The sequence below is a fragment of the Neobacillus terrisolis genome (assembly GCF_051233475.1).
Classification (GTDB): Bacteria; Bacillota; Bacilli; order Bacillales; family Cytobacillaceae; genus Bacillus_BU.
Genome location: NZ_JBKFGH010000002.1, coordinates 132,196 through 148,503, shown reverse-complemented (window position 1 = coordinate 148,503; position 16,308 = coordinate 132,196). Strand labels below are relative to the sequence as shown.

The 16,308-nt window shown below is 39.4% G+C and carries 16 protein-coding genes and 1 pseudogene; 14 read left to right on the top strand and 3 right to left on the bottom strand.

Going from position 1 to position 16,308, the window contains the following annotated elements:
- Positions 1–154: 154 nt before the first annotated feature.
- Complete coding sequence (map, locus tag ACI48O_RS01095; RefSeq protein ID WP_435559851.1) at positions 155–910, top strand: type I methionyl aminopeptidase; 756 nt, start codon at positions 155–157, stop codon at positions 908–910.
- Positions 911–995: 85 nt separating this feature from the next.
- On the opposite strand, the gene ACI48O_RS01090 is transcribed toward map, so the two are convergent.
- Complete coding sequence (locus tag ACI48O_RS01090; protein ID WP_435559850.1) at positions 996–1,223, bottom strand: DUF1128 domain-containing protein; 228 nt, start codon at positions 1,221–1,223, stop codon at positions 996–998.
- Between the two features lie 140 nt (positions 1,224–1,363).
- On the opposite strand from ACI48O_RS01090, the gene ACI48O_RS01085 reads away from it, so the two are divergent.
- From ACI48O_RS01085 to ACI48O_RS01075, 3 genes are read left to right on the top strand one after another with little or no spacing between them, the layout of a single operon-like run.
- Positions 1,364–1,843: a low molecular weight protein-tyrosine-phosphatase gene (locus ACI48O_RS01085; RefSeq protein WP_435559849.1), complete on the top strand. Its 480-nt coding sequence runs from the start codon at positions 1,364–1,366 to the stop codon at positions 1,841–1,843.
- Positions 1,844–2,203, top strand: a complete 360-nt coding sequence (locus ACI48O_RS01080) for a YtxH domain-containing protein (RefSeq protein ID WP_435559848.1) — start codon at positions 1,844–1,846, stop codon at positions 2,201–2,203. It begins immediately after the preceding gene.
- Between the two features lie 33 nt (positions 2,204–2,236).
- A complete protein-coding gene (locus ACI48O_RS01075; RefSeq protein WP_435559847.1) occupies positions 2,237–3,058 on the top strand; it encodes a YihY/virulence factor BrkB family protein in 822 nt (273 codons plus the stop codon).
- 496 nt (positions 3,059–3,554) lie between these two features.
- On the opposite strand, the gene ACI48O_RS01070 is transcribed toward ACI48O_RS01075, so the two are convergent.
- Positions 3,555–4,730, bottom strand: a complete 1,176-nt coding sequence (locus ACI48O_RS01070; protein WP_435559846.1) for an MFS transporter — start codon at positions 4,728–4,730, stop codon at positions 3,555–3,557.
- Between the two features lie 152 nt (positions 4,731–4,882).
- On the opposite strand from ACI48O_RS01070, the pseudogene cax reads away from it, so the two are divergent.
- The 4 genes and pseudogenes from cax to ACI48O_RS01050 all read left to right on the top strand — a co-directional run.
- Positions 4,883–5,941: pseudogene (gene cax / locus ACI48O_RS01065) on the top strand (calcium/proton exchanger); the annotation flags it as partial.
- 154 nt (positions 5,942–6,095) lie between these two features.
- On the top strand, positions 6,096–6,917 hold the full coding sequence (locus ACI48O_RS01060; protein ID WP_435559845.1) for a YfkD famly protein: 822 nt from the start codon (positions 6,096–6,098) through the stop codon (positions 6,915–6,917).
- Between the two features lie 311 nt (positions 6,918–7,228).
- Complete coding sequence (locus tag ACI48O_RS01055) at positions 7,229–7,417, top strand: SE1561 family protein (RefSeq protein WP_435559844.1); 189 nt, start codon at positions 7,229–7,231, stop codon at positions 7,415–7,417.
- A gap of 186 nt (positions 7,418–7,603) precedes the next feature.
- Positions 7,604–9,157, top strand: a complete 1,554-nt coding sequence (locus ACI48O_RS01050; protein WP_435559843.1) for a fumarate hydratase — start codon at positions 7,604–7,606, stop codon at positions 9,155–9,157.
- Between the two features lie 46 nt (positions 9,158–9,203).
- Here ACI48O_RS01050 and ACI48O_RS01045 read toward each other — a convergent pair whose 3' ends face one another.
- A complete protein-coding gene (locus ACI48O_RS01045) occupies positions 9,204–9,509 on the bottom strand; it encodes a YmzC family protein (RefSeq protein ID WP_435559842.1) in 306 nt (101 codons plus the stop codon).
- Positions 9,510–9,659: 150 nt separating this feature from the next.
- On the opposite strand from ACI48O_RS01045, the gene pdaA reads away from it, so the two are divergent.
- The 6 genes from pdaA to ACI48O_RS01015 all read left to right on the top strand — a co-directional run bounded on the left by pdaA (position 9,660) and on the right by ACI48O_RS01015 (position 16,191).
- Positions 9,660–10,460, top strand: coding sequence for a delta-lactam-biosynthetic de-N-acetylase (pdaA, locus tag ACI48O_RS01040; RefSeq protein WP_435559841.1), 801 nt, complete (start codon positions 9,660–9,662; stop codon positions 10,458–10,460).
- A gap of 552 nt (positions 10,461–11,012) precedes the next feature.
- Entirely contained in the window at positions 11,013–11,879 is an 867-nt protein-coding gene (locus ACI48O_RS01035) for a DNA-3-methyladenine glycosylase family protein (protein ID WP_435559840.1), read from the top strand.
- 17 nt (positions 11,880–11,896) lie between these two features.
- Complete coding sequence (rlmD, locus tag ACI48O_RS01030; protein ID WP_435559839.1) at positions 11,897–13,282, top strand: 23S rRNA (uracil(1939)-C(5))-methyltransferase RlmD; 1,386 nt, start codon at positions 11,897–11,899, stop codon at positions 13,280–13,282.
- A 48-nt stretch (positions 13,283–13,330) separates the two neighbouring features.
- Complete coding sequence (gene yfcE, locus ACI48O_RS01025) at positions 13,331–13,873, top strand: phosphodiesterase (protein WP_435559838.1); 543 nt, start codon at positions 13,331–13,333, stop codon at positions 13,871–13,873.
- Between the two features lie 86 nt (positions 13,874–13,959).
- The gene (locus tag ACI48O_RS01020; protein WP_435559837.1) at positions 13,960–14,526 is read left to right on the top strand and encodes a DUF4256 domain-containing protein; all 567 of its coding nucleotides are present in this window, start codon (positions 13,960–13,962) and stop codon (positions 14,524–14,526) included.
- Between the two features lie 75 nt (positions 14,527–14,601).
- Positions 14,602–16,191 carry an NAD(P)/FAD-dependent oxidoreductase gene (locus tag ACI48O_RS01015; protein WP_435559836.1) on the top strand — a complete coding sequence of 530 codons (1,590 nt, stop codon included), beginning with the start codon at positions 14,602–14,604 and terminating at the stop codon, positions 16,189–16,191.
- Positions 16,192–16,308 lie beyond the last annotated feature (117 nt).

The following is a 16,308-nucleotide window of genomic DNA, read 5'->3' as shown; positions in this document are numbered from 1 at the left end:
TGGTGAAATAATTTGAATAGTTTGTCACACATTGAATGCTAATCGTTAGTATCTACATAGATCCGTGATATACTAATAAAGTATGACAAAGCAAGTTATTTATGTATATACATTTATTATAGAAGCATCAGATGTTGAGAAAGGCGGAACGTAAATGATTATTTTAAAATCAGATCGAGAAATTGCAGGAATGAAAAAAGCGGGTGAAATTCTTGCAGCATGTCATAGAGAAATAGCTAAACTAATTAAGCCGGGCATTTCATCTTGGGAAATTGACCAGTTTGTTGAGAATTTTTTGCTTGAGCACGGTGCAACCCCTGAGCAAAAGGGATACCAAGGCTATCAGTATGCTACTTGTGCTAGTATAAATGATGAAATTTGCCATGGGTTTCCTCGTCAGGAGCCTTTAAAGGATGGAGATATTGTTACGGTTGACATGGTGGTTAATTACAATGGATATTTAGCTGATTCGGCTTGGTCCTATGGTGTAGGGGAGATTTCTGAAGAAAATAAGCAGCTTTTGCTTGTGACAAAGGAAGCGCTATACCGAGGCATCGAGCAGGCTCAAGTTGGAAATCGAATTGGAGATATTGGCTATGCCATTCAATCCTATGCTGAGTCTGAAGGGTTTTCGGTCGTTCGGAATTTTATCGGCCATGGAATTGGAGCGGTTATTCATGAAAAACCAGATATCCCTCACTTTGGAATTAAAGGTAAAGGTGGCCGGATTAAAGAGGGAATGGTATTCACAATTGAACCGATGATTAATGTTGGGAGCTGGGATTCAAAGATGGACAATAACGGCTGGACAGCTCGAACAATCGATGGCAAAAATTCAGCTCAATACGAGCATACGATCGCGATTACAAAGGACGGACCAATTATTTTAACAGAACAAGAAGAGCAATAAAATTGATTAAAAGTGTGACTTTGCAACCGAAAAAAAACAGGGGAGAAATCCCCTATTTTTTTTGATGTATGGCCGTGGATAACAATTAATCCTGCTTACGCAGGCTTCCTAATTCTTCTACAATTGCTTGCATTTCACTAATACTAAAGGTTTCTTTTTTCATGACAAGGTCGTAAATATCTTTAAGCTCTTCGTACATTTCCTCATCAAAATGGGACGGTTTAATGGCACCAAAATTTAATACCTTTAATTTTTCCTTTATTTTTTCGATCATGAATTCAACATTTTCAACAGACTTTTGGGATAAGTTCATCCAATGGGTCATCCTTTCTAAGTTCATTTCCCTCATCTTTTCATGTTCATAAATGAATGTCAACGAAAACAAACCAAGCTGATTAATGGACTTGAAAGTTCATGCAAATATCGAGAGAATAAGGAAAAGGAGGAAAATGAATGATAAAAGTATTATTCGTGTGTTTAGGGAATATATGCAGGTCTCCAATGGCTGAAGCTGTGTTTCGTGATCTTGTGAAAAAGCAAGGCCTGGAGGATACAATCCAAATTGATTCTGCTGGAACAGGCAGCTGGCATATCGGACATCCCCCGCATCAAGGAACCAAAAACATTCTCGAAAAGTTCCAGATTAACGCAGATGGACTTGTGGCCAGACAAATAAACTCAGAAGACTTATCAAAGTTTGATTATATTATTGCGATGGATAGTCAAAATCAAAAGGATATTGAAAAATTAAACAAGCTTAACTCTAAAGCGAGGGTTTTAAGACTTCTCGATTTTACTGATCAGCATCATGATAAAGATGTTCCAGACCCGTATTACACAGGAAATTTTGAACAAGTTTATCATTTAGTCAAAGATGGTTGTGACCAATTACTGCAACAGATTAAGAAGGAACTTCGAAAGGTGGAAGAATAAATGGGTGAAGCAAGAAACTTTTGGAAAGGGGTCCTTCTAGGAGCTTTGGCAGGGGGAGCTTTGAGCCTGCTCGACAAATCAACCCGTGATGCGGTAGCGGCCAATTGCAAGTCAACGACAAAAAAGGTAACCCACATAATAAAAAACCCAGAGGAAGTCGTTGAAAAGGTTAAAGCAACATCAGAGCAAGTCCGCCAAACGATTGAGCAGGTAAGTGATGATTTGTTTTTTATAAAAGAAAAAGTAGAGGAATTAACGGAGGCAACACCACAGGTGATGGACTTTGTTAAAGAAACGAAGGAAGTATTTTTAGACGATAATACATATACTGAAATGGAGCATGGTCCATTAAACAAGTAATAGAGAAATTTTTTAGAAGAAAAAGGTGATGTTATGGTGTCCATCAATTCATCCTTCATAAAGCATTTGTGGTATCGAGTTGGAAGAGATGATATCTCTGGCATGGCCGCTCAATTAGCCTACTTTTTCTTATTATCCTTATTTCCGCTGTTAATTTTTTTAGTGACACTATTTCCTTATTTTTCAATTAATCAGGAAGATTTTCTAGGTTTTATTCGTGATTATGCACCCGGCCAAACGATGGATCTGATAGAAACGAGTTTAAATGATGTGATGGATAAAAAAAGCGGCTTACTATCCTTCGGGATTATAGCCACGATATGGTCAGCATCGAACGGAATTAATGCCATTGTTAGCGCCTTTAATAAGGCCTATGATGTAAAAGAAAGTAGACCCTTTGTAGTAGCACGCGGGATTTCAATTCTTTTAACATTTGGGATGATTTTAGTAATCGTCGTCGCTCTTTTGCTTCCTGTCTTTGGAAAGCAAATTGGGGCATTTCTATTTTCTGAGCTTGGTTTGTCTGGTCAGTTTTTAATGGTGTGGAATGCATTGCGCTGGGTTTTTAGTTCTATGTTTTTATTAATCGTATTTACCGGTTTATATTGGATTGCCCCAAATAAGAAACTTACATGTCTGAGTGCTATTCCGGGAGCCATTTTTGCAACGGTTGGCTGGGTGCTGACTTCCTTTGCTTTTTCCTATTACGTTGGGAATTTTGCGAATTATACTGCTACCTACGGAAGTATTGGAGCGGTCATCGTTTTGATGGTTTGGTTTTATTTGTCCGGCTTTGTGATTATCCTTGGCGGCGAAATCAATGCCTATTTTACCGCACAAAAAGGGAACTGTTAGACTCCCTTAACTTTCCTCTAGTAAAGTTCTCTTTCCGATTCAAAATAAAGAAGGGGGAGCTTTAACTCGATAGGAAATGGAGGATAAAACATGACCAAGCATACAAAAAAAGACGGCAGTACAAAGCAAAAGGGAAAGAAAAATCATCCAAAACAAAAAACCTCAGGATCTGCCAATGGATCTAACGGGTATCATTAATTGAAAAAGAAAAACGGGAAGCCGGTGATGAGAGGCTTCCCGTTTTTCTTGGTTAAAGGATTTAGTGCCCTAAAATCTGGATGAAATAAGAAAAAGGGCACTAATTGCTGTTTTAGTGCCCTGAAATCTCGGTGATTTAAATGAAAAGGGCACTAATTGCTGTTTTAGTGCCCTAAAACCTCGGTGATAAAAATAAAAAGGGCACTAAACACTCTTTTAGTGTCCCAAACCCATGATGATATTAAAAACAGGGCACTAACCGCTGTTTTAGTTTTAGTGCCCTAAAACCATGAAAATATTAAGTAATTTTCGTCTGCCATGATTTTTGCGGTCTAAAAACGGCGATCGCTAGAAAGATCAACAGCAGCATGAAACTGATTACGAAAAAAAAGCTTCCATTTGATAAAAATTGAATCGCCAATCCGCCGATAAAAGGACCGGTAATGCTGCCGATGCTGTAAAAAATACCGCACATTATATTCCCAGCCGGCAATAGCGCTCGAGGTAAAAGGTCAGCCATATAGCTGATACCAAGTGAAAAGGTTGAACCAACGAGCATTCCGGCAATAAAAAAGCTTATCGTAAGTCCAGTAACGGAATCTCTTAACAAACCGGCAACCGAAAAGCAAACGAAGCCAAGCAACATAACTGTTGATAAAATATTTTTCCGCCCAAATTTATCACTTAACATTCCTAGCGGTAACTGGAAAACGATACTGCCAATCGCAAACGAGGGCAATATAATCGAAACGGAACTGACATCGATCCCCGTCCTTAGAGCATAAACAGGGAAATTTCCATTTAAGGATGTTTCCATAAAGCCATATCCAAATGGTGGGAGAAACGCCACCCATGCATATTTACAAACCTGGCCGAAACGTTTAAAGGTGCTAAAGAATGAGTCTGTTCCAGAAGATTGTTCAGGAAATTCATTTTTTAAGAACCAAACCGTGCTCCAAGCAACTAGACTAATGATGGAGGAAACAATAAAGGGTAACGTATCACTTATATTTACCAGCCTCGTCATCATCGGACCAACCGCAAATCCTAATCCAAAAAATAATCCATATAACGACAGGTTGCGGCCACGCTTGTGGGCAGGAGAAAAGGAAGTAATCCACGTTTGAGTACCAAAATGGAGCATATGATCGCCGATTCCTATGATTAAGCGCAAGATAAACCAAAACCAAAATGATTTCCATATTGGAAATAAAGCAATCGAAATAACAACGGCTAAACCACCAGTTAAAATAATCGGTTTATAACCGAGTCGTCTTAAAATACCCTCCATAAATGGAGAAACGAAAAGGACACCAATATATAAGCCTGTCGCATGAATACCATTTAAGGTTGAAGAAAGCCCTGCTTTTTCAAAAATAATCGCGATAACAGGGAGGAGCATTCCTTGTGAATAGCCTGAAATAGCAACAATTCCTACTAATATCCAGAACCGAAGTGATTGATTCGTTTTCATTATTATTTCTCCATAATATATTTTCCTTTTGATGGTAACGAGAAAGAACGTACTTTGCAAGAAAAATATTCCTGTTTTATTCCATGTTTTGATAAAATAGTGTAATCTCATTATGGTAAGGGAAATATTTCCTATATGGAAAAGGAGAAGTAGATATGGTAAATAAAGTATTTATGCTACTCACTTTCATTGGTGTTCCGTTGTCTGTGGCAGGGACATTGATGGAATGGCCGAGTATCATGCTATTTGTTATCTATTGCTTAACGATCATCGCATTAGCAAGTTATATGGGAAGAGCTACAGAGAGTTTAGCAATTGTAACCGGACCACGAATTGGCGGATTACTGAATGCTACGTTTGGAAATGCAGTTGAGTTAATTATCTCTATTTTTGCTCTAAAGGCAGGATTAATCGGTGTTGTTCTTGCTTCATTAACGGGTTCAGTATTAGGGAACTTACTTCTAGTAGCAGGATTGTCTTTCTTTATCGGGGGCATAAAATACAAACGTCAGAAATTTAATGTTTTTGATGCAAGGCATAATTCTGGATTACTTATGTTTGCCGTTTTTGTAGCATTCGTCATTCCTGAAGTTTTTTCAATGGAAATGAATGAAGCGAAAACTATTACATTAAGTGTAGGAATTTCTGTTGTTTTAATAACGCTTTATTTGGCGGCTTTATTTTTCAAACTCGTTACTCATCGCGGGGTTTATCAACACGGTGAAGCAGAAGCGCATCATGAAGAAGAGCCTGAATGGGGTAAAGGGAAAGCGACTGCTATTTTGGCTTTAGCAACAGTAGCTGTGGCTTATGTTTCAGAAAATCTTGTACATACGTTTGAAGCGGTAGCTCATTCCTTCGGATGGACCGAATTGTTTATCGGGGTTATCATTGTTGCGATTGTTGGGAATGCTGCAGAACATGCTTCGGCCATTCTTATGGCTTTTAAAAATAAGATGGATATCGCAGTTGAGATTGCGATTGGCTCAACATTACAGGTAGCGATGTTTGTGGCGCCGGTGCTAATGCTTGTATCACTGTTTTTTCCAACAAAGATGCCGCTTGTATTTACACTTCCAGAGCTTGTTGCTATGGTATCATCCGTTTTATTGATGGTTATTATATCAAACGACGGAGAAACGAACTGGTTTGAAGGAGCAACATTGCTTGGAGCCTATTTGATTATGGGAATTGGTTTTTATTTATTATAGTTAAGAAGGAAGAGTCCTTAGGGGCTCTTATTTTTTTCTATGAGCCCGGTCGTATTGCTTTTTAAATTATATTAGTGGAATCAATGGATAATTTTTGTGGACTCCGAAAAAACTAGTTATATCGATTGACAGGAAATGAAAGGAGTTAGACATCATGAGAAAATCATTATCCATTTTTACGCTTTGCATGTTCATTATGCTTACTTTCTTACCTTCAACATTTGCTAACCAAAAGAAAGTTCAATCAGTACAACCGAAAGTCGAAAAATATCATGTGCCGGGCTCAGTAAAAAATATTGCTAAGGAAAATACTTATCCGAATCCAACACAGGATATGCCTTTATTGCAACCTAGCGAATTGACACAAAAGCTATTAGATTCCTCAAAAGTGAAAATTGAAAACCCCGATTTAATTAAGATGTTAAATGAAACAACCATCAATAGTACACCGTTTGCCTTAGGGTACCGGGCGGTCATTTATTTAGGGCAATGGCCATTGAATTATGAATCGACCGAGACAGCACCAAATTGGGAGTATCAAAAAATAAATACAAACTATTATGATAATCGCGGCGGCAATGTTCCATATCAAATTCATTATGTACAAGAGGCGCAGAAACTAGTTCGGGGCGGATTGACAGCTAAGGTCCCTAATTCGGAAGATGTTAAGAATATGATGATGTTAAAGGCAATGGAAAAAACAAAGCTTCCACTAGCTTTTGAAACAGTGATTGGGCTTGGTACGAAAAATGACCAAATTTACAATATCCCACCGAAGCGCCTGGGTTATTTGTATAGTTATGCTCCAGCCGTAAATGAAAAAGGGAAAATAACCTATGGTGAAGTGTACTTAATGCTAAAAGGAAATAAGAAGGTTATTGTGATTAAAAATGTGACATCCCAAGGGATAGGGGCTTGGATCCCGATTCAAGATCATGTTTCATTCGGGTTTGCGGCAGCGGAAAGACCGCGGTAGTCGGTAGTCGGCTTTTATAAGAGAACGAGTTGTGTTGGTGACTTTTACCACTTGCGCCGATAAAAGTGTGAAAAGCGCCGATAAAAATCGAAAAAGCGTCGATAAAAGTGAGAAAACCGCCGATAAACCCCAAAATTCCGTCGATAAACTTTTTACAGCCCCAAAAAAAGCGCCTGGAAGGGCGTTTTTTTAAGGTGTTTTCCTATTAAATTAAAGGGATAATAACATAAACCGATAAAACTTCCCAAAAAACATTGCACGAAGACACATTTTTCGATAGGATGAAATCGAAACTGAAAGGGGCGAACGTTTTGGGTAGCAAAATCCATGATAAGAATCAACAAGTGGACTTTTTAAAGCATCGATTAAGTATGTTTTTAGATGTTTTAGATGCGATTGATCCGGAAGATGCAGATTTAGAGGATATTGACCGTCTTATTTTATTCATTGATGAAATTGAATCCAAGTGCCGCGAATTTAATAATCGAGAAGAGGAATAGTCAGATATCTTTATCTGGCTATTTTTTATTGGTAAAATAATCCCAACTACCATGACATACATTCACCTTACAAAACCCAACAAGTTCAGATACTTTTCATCTAAACGCTATCAGAGTATAATAGAAAATGGTGAGAAATAATACAAATATTCAAAACTTATCGAACAATGGGGAAGGGGAAGCCAGATGAATATCGAAAAGTTTCAAGAAAGTATGTACCAGCTGATTGTTGAAGCATCAACAAACCTGCCAAAGGACGTTCGCCGGGCAGTTGCAGCTGCGAAAGAACATGAAAGCGCTGGCACAAGATCAGCAATGAGCTTGGCAACAATTACAAAAAATATCAAAATGGCCGATGATAAAGTATCACCAATTTGCCAAGACACTGGTCTGCCAACTTTTAAAATTAAAACTCCAGTTGGTGCAAATCAAATCGAAATGAAGAAAGCAATTAGAGCGGCGATTGCTCAAGCAACGAAGGACGGAAAGCTTCGCTCTAATTCAGTTGATTCCTTAACTGGCGAAAATACTGGGGACAACCTTGGGGAAGGGACTCCTGTGATTAAGTTTGAACAATGGGAAAATGATTACATCGATGCACGCCTTATCTTAAAAGGAGGCGGCTGTGAAAATAAAAACATTCAATACAGCCTTCCAGCTGAAATTGAAGGACTTGGCCGTGCTGGCCGTGACTTAGACGGAATCCGCAAATGTATCCTCCACTCTGTATATCAAGCGCAAGGTCAAGGTTGTAGCGCTGGATTTATCGGAGTTGGAATCGGGGGAGACCGCACTTCAGGTTATGAACTTGCTAAAGAGCAGTTATTCCGTGGAGTTGAGGACGTTAATCCAAATGAAGACCTTCGCAAATTAGAAGATTACATTATGGAAAAATCCAATGAACTTGGCATTGGAACAATGGGCTTTGGTGGAGAAACAACACTACTAGGCTGTAAAATCGGTGTTGCTAATCGTCTTCCGGCAAGCTTCTTTGTATCTGTAGCGTATAACTGTTGGGCTTACCGTCGTCAAGGCGTAAAAATCAGCCCTGAAACAGGTAAAATCAACGAATGGTTATACCAAGAAGGCGAAAAAATCGACTTCGCCGATCAGGAAGCTGCAAACGAAGTAGCGGCCTCAACTGAAACAGAAAGCAATGTTGTTACGCTTCAAGCGCCAATCACTGAAGAACAAATCCGTGCGTTAAAAGTTGGCGACGTTGTAAAAATTAACGGAATGATGTACACAGGCCGTGACGCCATTCATAAATATTTATCTGAACGCGATGATGCTCCAGTAGATTTAAATGGTCAAGTCATTTACCACTGTGGACCTGTTATGCTGAAGGATGAAGAAGGAACATGGCATGTTAAAGCTGCAGGCCCAACTACTAGTATTCGTGAGGAGCCTTACCAAGGTGATGTTATGAAGCGCTTTGGCATCCGTGCTGTTATCGGTAAAGGCGGAATGGGTCCAAAAACTCTTGCTGCCCTAGAAGAGCATGGTGGCGTATACCTAAATGCAATCGGCGGAGCAGCTCAGTATTATGCTGACTGTATCAAATCTGTTGAAGGTGTGGACCTATTAGAATTTGGTCTTCCGGAAGCTATGTGGCACCTTCAAGTTGAGGGCTTCACTGCTGTAGTAACAATGGATTCACACGGAAACAGCCTTCACAAAGATGTCGAGTTATCTTCTTTAGAAAAATTAGCTCAATTTAAGGATAAAGTATTTAATTAAAAAATAAGGACCAGATTGCATCTCAAATGCATTCTGGTCCTTTTCCTTACTCAAACACCTCTACAACATTACTTAAAGGCGTTTCCTTTTTTAAAATCACTTCATTTTTTTCCGCGTCATAATAATAAATTTTTAACTGTTCATTACCTCTAGCTTGACTGTCTCCTGATAAAACCCCGAAATGTCCATTTTCTAATTGAACCATATTGGAATATTGGAATTGCGGCCAGTTTGAATCAGTATTGTCATGAACAATTTCTGTTCGGTTTCCAGAAGTAAATGCCAGAATAATTGTTAATATAACAAGAGTAATCCTAATATTTCGTAATTCGCGTAAATAAGAATCAATCATGATCATTCCTCCGCCCGTTTGTCTTAATCTCATTATTACATATTTTTCCTTTGTTGATATTGTCAAATTTTATAAAAAAGGAAAACATCCTTATTTTTAAAAAAATCAGGGGAAAAATAAATCCATCACAAAATAGATGGAGGATGGCAGATGAAATACGTTTATCGGCATCTTTTTTTCATATTGATTCTGATGTTGGGAATAGGGGAGATTGCCCATGGTCAAATTAGCAATGCCCCTATTCACTGGGGATTCAAGAAGGGGGTTAACGGGCAGCCCGCCGATGCTGGGAAAATGCTTGAAGGGTTGCTTGAACGACATGGGGCCTACTATAAAGGCGATACCGATAAAAAGGTTTTGTATTTAACCTTCGATAACGGCTATGAAAATGGCTATACCGAAAAAATTCTCGATGTCTTGAAAAAGGAAAAAGTACCGGCGACCTTCTTTGTAACCGGACATTATTTGAAAAGTGCCCCAGACCTGGTAAAGCGGATGGTTAAAGAAGGGCATATTATCGGAAATCATTCCTGGCATCATCCTGATTTTTCAAAAGTAAGTGATGAGCGGCTTGCTGAGGAACTGGAAAAGGTGAAGGTCGAAACCGAAAAACTGACCGGGCAAAAAGAAATGATGTATCTAAGGCCACCCCGCGGTGTATTTACGGAACGAACCTTAGTAAAAGCAAAAGAGCTGGGGTATATTCATGTATTTTGGTCATTGGCCTTTATTGACTGGAATACCGATAGTCAAAAGGGCTGGAAATATTCTTATGACAATATAATGCGCCAGGTTCATCCAGGCTCAATCATGCTGCTGCATTCCGTTTCTAAAGATAATGCGGATGCCCTTGAGAAAGTGATTCAAGATCTGAAAAGTGATGGATACACCTTTAAAAGCTTGGACGACTTAATCTTGAATAAAGAGATGAAAGAGAGTATGTTATATTGAGAGTAGAAAATCCCGGAGGTAATCCGGGTTTTCTTTTTGGCGGGCTTTGTTTTGCTTGGAAAGGCCGGGTTGTTCGTTTATTCTTCGGCAATTTTGTTTAATCTGAAGAGAGAGCAGCTCTTTTTTGATTTTTTATTAGGATTTATTGAATTTTTTGGGCTGAAAACTATTGTTTTTAATAAAATTACTCTTTTTTTCGAGGATTTCTCGATTTTTTGAGAAATATTTGCCCGTATGAAGGTCGTTATGCCCGTTAAAATGTGGATATGGTACATTTCAAAAAATATATGGACAAACTTTAAAAATATATCGGACAACTTTTGAAATTTATGGACCAACTTTTGAAATTTATGATCCAACTCTGAAAATATATGGGACAAGTTTTTTGATTATGTACAACTTATCCCATATATGCCCAACCACACCCCTTTATGGTACAAGCCACGCATTCTCCCCCTATTACCGCCTTTGGTAATCCAAAAATACAACAATGCAGTTTAATAAGACGATTTGATAAAATAAAAATAAAAACGAAAAGGACGGAATTATAGCGTGTGGCAGGAAAATATAACAATAAACGGTCCTTATAATTTTGATGAGGTGTTAAGACGTCAAGCCTTTGACCCGTTAAATGTCATCTCACTCGAACAACGTTCAGTGAAGGTTCCAGTATGGATTGAAAATCAACCAACCGTGGTTGAGGTTCAAGCGATTGGAACTACGGAGAATCCAAGCTTTATTGTTTGTGGTCACGAGCATACTAATAAAGATCAGGTAATTGAAAAAATCGAACAGATTTTTCAATGGAAGATACCGTTACAATCCGTGTATCGTCATTTTGAAAATACAAACCTCCGCGAACTGTTTAAGGAGCATTACGGGGCACCGCTCGTATTAGATTTTGATCCGTATGGATGTCTGTTGAAATGCATCATCCATCAGCAGCTTAATATGGCGTTTGCCCATACGCTATCAACTAGATTTGTTAATACATTTGGTTTTGAAATCGATGGGGTTTGGTTTTATCCTCGGCCGGAAGTGGTAGCGCAAATTGAAGTGGAGCAGCTGAGAGAACTGCAATTCAGCGGGCGGAAGGCTGAATATGTGATTGGAATTGGCAAGGCGATTACAGAAGGCTTACTTGATTTGGAAAAAATAAAGCAGATGACGGATGAAGAAGTATTGCATCACATGGTGAAGCTGCGTGGTGTAGGGCCATGGACGGTTCAAAACTTCCTATTGTTTGCACTGGGAAGACCGAATTTGTTCCCAATCGCCGACATCGGCATTCAAAATGCAATCAAAAAGCTATTCGGAATGGACCGAAAACCAACCATTGAAGAAATGCAAAAATATAAGCAAGACTGGGAACCGTACTTAAGCTACGCCTCATTATATCTATGGCGCAGCATCGAATAAATTGGAGTGAGAAAATCATGCAAAAACAAGAAATAGTTAAAATTACCCCGGGACAAACCTTCCCGCTAACGATCAAACGCTTAGGAATCAATGGCGAAGGCGTCGGTTATTTCAAACGTCAAGTCGTATTCGTACCAGGTGCCCTGCCAGGCGAAGAAGTCGTCGTCGAAGCAACCGCCATTAATCCGAAGTTTGCTGAGGCAAAAATCAAAAAGATTCGTAAACCATCTGAACATCGTGTCCAGCCCCTTTGTCCAGTGTACGATCAGTGCGGCGGCTGCCAACTTCAGCATCTAGCCTATGACCGACAATTGAAGGAGAAACGAGATATTATCATCCAGTCAATGGAGCGTCACACGAAGTTACCTGTTGCCGAGCTGGATATTCGCGACACTATTGGGATGGAGGATCCTTGGGGGTATCGAAACAAGAGCCAGTTTCAGGTAGGGCTCAACGACCGAGGAAAAGTGCTTGCTGGACTTTATGGGATTAATTCTCATAAGCTGATTGACATTCAGCAATGTGCCGTGCAGCATCCTCTTACGAATAAAGCGACAGAAACAGTTAAAAAGATTTTAAACGATCTTCAAATCCCGATATATAATGAAAAAACTCGCAAAGGAATCGTGAGAACCATCGTTTCCAGGGTAGGGGTGCAAAGCGGCGAGCTGCAAATCGTTCTGATTACGGCACAAGTGGAGCTGCCAAAGAAAGATTATATTATCGAAAGAATCTTAGATGCGATCCCTGAAGTAAAGTCGATTATGCAAAACATTAACGGTGCTAAAACTTCGTTGATTTTTGGAGAAGAAACAGTTTCACTTGAGGGTGAGGAATTTATCCAGGAAACACTCGGTGATTTGTCATTTGAATTATCGGCAAGAACGTTCTTTCAATTAAACCCTGTTCAAACCGTGAAACTATACGATGAAGTGAAAAAAGCTGCCGCGTTAACAGGTACCGAAAAGGTCGTTGATGCCTATTGTGGTGTTGGAACAATTGGGTTATGGCTGGCTGATAAAGCTGGAGAAGTCCGTGGTATGGACATCATTCCTGAATCAATCGAAGATGCGAAGAAAAATGCGAAACGCCACGGCTTCAATAATACAAAGTATGTACCAGGGAAAGCCGAAGAGGTTCTGCCGAAATGGACCAAAAAAGGCTGGAAGCCAGATGTTATCGTAGTTGACCCTCCAAGAACAGGGTTGGATCAGCAGCTGTTGAATACGATTTTACAGGTGGAGCCAAAGAAAGTGGTTTATGTTTCTTGTAATCCGTCGACGTTAGCGAAGGATATTCAGGTATTGGGTGCCAAGTTTAAAGTGGAATATATACAACCGGTGGATATGTTCCCACATACTGCTCAGATTGAGTCAGTTGTGAAGCTTGTCCTGAAAAAATAAAAAGAAATTTTTCAAATGCATTTGATTTGTCACGGGAGGAATGATGATATGAGATTGGGATTTATCAGTGATTCGCATGGTGGTTATGAAAATGTAGTCCATGCTCTAAAGCTTCTTGAAGGTTCTAAGCAAATTTGCCATTTGGGCGATGTCCTTTATCATGGACCGCGAAATGATCTTCCTGAAACGTATAATCCAAAGAAATTGGCTGAATTTCTAAAGGATCGAACAGATATTGTCTATGTCCGCGGGAACTGTGATGCGGATGTTGATGAGATGGTTACAGAGCAAGACCTATCCAATAAATCAAGGGTTATTACCTTCGACAACTATAAATTTTATTTGGTACATGGATATGAGGAGTCGGAAGAAGAGCGCATTCAGGAAGCGAAAAAGCTTGGCTGCCAGGTTGTTGTATCCGGCCATACGCATGTCAAAGTACTCAAAGAACAAGACGGGATCATCGTACTAAATCCCGGAAGCACGACAATTCCAAAGGATGGTACTATGTCCTTTGCGTTATATGAAAATGGGCAAATTGAACTTTGGGATCTTGATAGCCAATCTGTCATACAGACTTTAAAAATCTAAAGTATAAATGTTTGAACAACAGCAATAAAAAAAGGAAAGTATATTTCTTAAAGTAGTTCTAAATATCTTATACGAGGAGGTTTAGTATGAAAAATGAAAATAGGAAGTTGTCACCAGAACAACGTGAAGAAATACTCGGAATATTGAAAGCTCGTTTTGAGAAAAACATGAATCGTCATGAAGGAATTGAATGGGCTAATGTACATGCAAAACTAGAAACTAATCCTGAAAAACTGTGGTCGCTCAATGAAATGGAAAGAACTGGCGGTGAACCGGATGTCGTTGGTTATGATAAAATGACGGACGAATACATTTTTAATGATTGTTCAGCCGAAAGTCCAAAAGGCCGCAGAAGTGTTTGTTACGATCGTGAAGCGTTAGAGTCAAGGAAACAACATAAGCCAGAAAATAACGCTATTGATATGGCAGCTGACATGGGCATTGAGATTTTAACGGAAGAACAATACCGTGAGCTACAGGAGCTAGGGAATTTCGATATGAAAACATCGAGTTGGGTGAAAACACCTGCCAATATTAGAAAACTTGGTGGGGCCATTTTTTGTGATCGTCGCTATGATACTGTTTTTGTGTACCACAATGGAGCAGAATCCTACTATGCCGCTAGGGGCTTCCGTGGCTCGCTTAAGGTCTAATTTTTGCGTCCACCTAGAGGCCTACTGTAGGGAAATGATCATAACTGCAAAAATAAATTTAGGATGGAATTTAACATGTTAAGAATAAGTAATATCAAGCTTCGTGCTGATTTTGACCCAAATAAGGAAAATGAACTTTTAGCTCAGAAAATCCAGAAAATCCTAAGGGTCAAACAAGACAAAATAAAGTCTTTTCTTATTTCTAAGAAGTCGATTGACGCAAGGGAAAAAAATAATGTCCAGCTTGTGTATTCAGTTGATGTTGAAATTGAAAATGAGAGATCTTATTTAGGAATAAAAAATGTCGCATCCATAACACCATTAGAATATGTTATCAAGAAAACCAATAAAACCACCCGTCCTGTTGTAGTTGGCAGTGGACCTGCTGGACTTTTCAGTGCCTTGGTATTAGCAGAACATGGTTTAAACCCCGTTGTTGTAGAGCAAGGAATGGACGTCGATAAAAGAAAACTGGCTGTTGATAAATTTTGGCAAAACGGCGAGCTTGAAACGAGTAGTAATGTCCAATTTGGTGAAGGCGGAGCCGGAACATTTTCAGATGGGAAATTGACAACCGGTATCAAAAATACGAGAATTCCGAAAGTATTAAAGGAATTGATCGAAGCTGGTGCTCCTAGTAAGATTGCTTATTTATCAAAGCCCCATATTGGAACGGACATTTTGATCAATGTTGTTAGAAATATTCGTAAAAAAATCGAACGGCTCGGTGGGGAAGTGCGTTTCGAAACGAAAATGAAGGAGCTTATCATTGAAAATGGTGAAGTTCGAGGCGTGGTACTTGAAAGCCAAGGAAAGTCAGCAGTCATCGAGACCGATGCTGTAGTATTGGCGATCGGGCATAGTGCTCGGGATACTTTTTATATGTTAAAGGATATAGGTGTAGAGATGATACCGAAGCCTTTTGCTGTAGGTGTGCGGATTGAGCATCACCAAAAAGACATCGATTTACAGCAATTCGGCAGCTTTGCAAATAATCCACTACTTGGTGCATCTGAGTATAAGTTGAATGCCCATCTTCCTAATGGACGAGGTGTTTATACGTTTTGCATGTGCCCTGGAGGTCATGTGGTGGCTGCTGCATCAGAAAAAAATGCAGTCGTGACAAACGGTATGAGCTATAGTGCAAGAAGTGGTGAAAATGCTAATAGTGCCTTGCTTGTTTCTGTCACACCAAAGGATTTTGATGGAGATGTTTTGGCGGCGATCGAGTTTCAAAGAAAACTTGAGCGAAAAGCATTTGAACTTGGTGGCAGAAATTATTTTGCACCCGTACAATTGGTCGGGGATTTCTTAGCAGATAAAGGGAGTAAACAACTTGGCGATGTTATCCCAACTTATACCCCAGGTGTTACACCAACGGACTTAAGAGAATGTCTGGATGATTTTATCGTTGAAAGTTTAAAAGACGGGTTACGCGTTATGGATAAGAAACTTGCGGGCTTTATCAAACATGATGCCGTATTATCAGCTGTAGAAAGCCGAAGTTCATCACCCGTTACAATTAAGCGAAATCCACTGACATTTGAGACGAATATCAAAGGGTTATACCCTTGTGGTGAAGGTGCAGGTTATGCTGGCGGGATCACGTCCAGTGCTGTTGACGGCATAAAATGTGCAGAAGCGTTAATGGAGATTGAGGATTAGTTTTTTTACACAAATGAAATTCAAGAGCCTAATCCATGGAAAGATTAGGCTCTTTATTATTAATTACGAATATGCCGGTAACAAGCCAATGGAATAATCATTGATAAATATCTCTTT